The following is a 2,126-nucleotide window of genomic DNA, read 5'->3' on the forward strand; positions in this document are numbered from 1 at the left end:
GGCTTGGGGGGCGCCTTCACGGGCGGCGCGGCCTGGAGGGAAAGGGACAGGACCAGGGCGAGGGTGCTCATGCGGATGGGCCTCGGGGCGTGGGGGAGGGGAGGACTTCGCGGCCCTGCTGTCTAACAGGGGCGCCCTGCCGCGCGCAGCGCTCCCGGTTGCGCGCTGTCCACCCGCGTGCGATGCCGGGAGGGGCTCCCCATGAACCTGGACCTGAAACCCGCGCCCCCCGCCAGTGCCTTCCGCAAGCTCGCGCTGGGGACATGGCGTGCGCCCCGAGACCCCACCGCCTATGCGTCGCTGGAGGTCCGCATGGAGCCCGCGCTCGAGTTCATGGCCTCGCACCGCACCCGGACGGGCCGGCGGCTGACGGTGACGCACCTGGTGGCGAAGGCCGCCGCGGACGCGCTGCGCCTCCACCCCGAAGCGAACGTCGTGCTGCGCGGCAACCGCCCCTGGCAGCGGAAGGACGTGGGCGTGTGCGTGCTCGTGGTGCAGCCGGCGCACGGCTCAGCGCGGGTGGACCTGACCACCGCCACCGTGCACCGCGCGGATGCGATGCCATTGGAGGCCCTGGCCGACGCGCTGGAGGCGAAGGTGTCGCGGGTGCGGGCGCGCGAGGACGTGGAGATTGAGCGGGGCAAGCGCCGCTCGTCGCTCCTGCCCGGCTGGTTGATGGGCCCCGCGCTGCGGCTGTTGTCGTTCGTCTGGTACGGGCTGAACGTGGACCTTGGCTTCGTGGGCATGCCCTTCGACCCGTTCGGCTCCGTGGCGGTGACGAACCTGGGCTCGCTGGGCCTGGAGCAGGGCTTCGTGGCCATGGTGCCCTACACCCGGGTGCCCCTGCTGCTGGCCCCGGGGAAGGTGCGCGACGTGCCGGTGGTGGAAGCAGGCGCGCTGGTGCCCGGCAAGGCGATGACGCTCACCTGCACCTGGGACGCGCGCCTCATCGATGTGGACCTGGCGGCGCGGGTGCTCCGGCACATCGGCGGAGCGCTGGAGGACCCCCGGGGGTGGGATGCACCCGGGGGCGAAGCGCGGTAGAACGGGGACCTCACCTGGAGGTCACCGCCATGTCCGTGGATCCCTACCGTCGTGTCGGCTCGTCCCGCCCCGTGGGGCGCGTGCTGGGCGGCCAGGACCGTTTCGAGAAGGAATCGCTGGAGGGCCCCGCGGAAGGGCCCCTCGCGATGGATCGCCGCCAGCGCATGGCGGGAGGCCCCCTGCCGGTGAACGGCGAGAGCCCCTTCGCCGCGAAGCTGCGCAAGCTGGGCGCGTCGAACCCGGAAGGCGGCAAGGAAGGCTGAAGTCGTTCCGGGACCGCGCTCAGACCTGCCCGGAGCCGCCGTCCACGAACAGCTCCGTGCCGTTGACGAAGCTGCTGTCGTCCGTGGCGAGGAACACCGCCACCTTGGCCACCTCGTCCGGTTCGCCCATGCGGCCCAGGGGAATGGTGGCCGTCAGGTGCTTCTTGAGCTGGGCCGCCGCGTCCGCGTTGGGCGCCAGCCCGTTGAGTCCCGGCGTGTCGATGGGGCCCGGGCTGAGGGTGTTCACCCGGATGCGGCGCTCCTTCAGGTCCGACGCCCAGGTGCGCGCGAACGAGCGGATGGCGGCCTTGGTGGCGCCGTAGACGCTGAAGGCGGGCGAGCCATCCGAGCCCGCGATGGAGCCCGTCAGGATGACGGACCCGCCATCCTTCAAGAGCGGCAGCGCCTTCTGCACCGAGAACAGCGTGCCCTTCACGTTGACGTCGAAGGTCTTGTCGAAGTGCTCCTCCGTGATGGAGCCCAGCGGCGCGAACTCGCCCAGGCCCGCGTTGGCGAACACCACGTCGATGTGCCCCGCCTGCTCCTTCACCACCGCGTAGAGCCGGTCCAGGTCCGCCAGCACCGACACGTCTCCACGCACGCCCACCGCGCCGTGGCCAATCTCCTTCACGGCCCGGTCCACCTCCACCTCCCGGCGGCCGGTGAGGAACACCTTCGCCCCCTCGTTCGCGAAGCGCTTCGCCGTCGCGAAGCCGATGCCCGTCGTCCCACCCGTCACGACCGCCACTTTTCCGTCGAGCCTGCCCATGGTCCTGCTCCTTCACGCGCGGAACCTTGCGCCCCGCGAAGCCCCTGCCC

General features: G+C 72.0%; 3 protein-coding genes. 2 read left to right on the forward strand and 1 reads right to left on the reverse strand.

Annotated features, from left to right (window positions below):
* Window positions 1-201: 201 nt before the first annotated feature.
* Window positions 202-1,044 carry a 2-oxo acid dehydrogenase subunit E2 gene (locus D7V88_RS40890; RefSeq protein ID WP_120545882.1) on the forward strand — a complete coding sequence of 281 codons (843 nt, stop codon included), beginning with the start codon at window positions 202-204 and terminating at the stop codon, window positions 1,042-1,044.
* A 29-nt stretch (window positions 1,045-1,073) separates the two neighbouring features.
* Complete coding sequence (locus D7V88_RS40895) at window positions 1,074-1,307, forward strand: hypothetical protein (RefSeq protein ID WP_120545883.1); 234 nt, start codon at window positions 1,074-1,076, stop codon at window positions 1,305-1,307.
* A gap of 19 nt (window positions 1,308-1,326) precedes the next feature.
* Here the strand turns inward: D7V88_RS40895 and D7V88_RS40900 are convergent, their stop codons facing one another.
* Window positions 1,327-2,076 (reverse strand): SDR family NAD(P)-dependent oxidoreductase, encoded by a 750-nt coding sequence (locus D7V88_RS40900; RefSeq protein ID WP_120545884.1) that lies wholly within the window; start codon window positions 2,074-2,076, stop codon window positions 1,327-1,329.
* Window positions 2,077-2,126: the final 50 nt, after the last annotated feature.

Source organism: Corallococcus terminator, assembly GCF_003611635.1.
GTDB classification, from domain to species: domain Bacteria; phylum Myxococcota; class Myxococcia; order Myxococcales; family Myxococcaceae; genus Corallococcus; species Corallococcus terminator.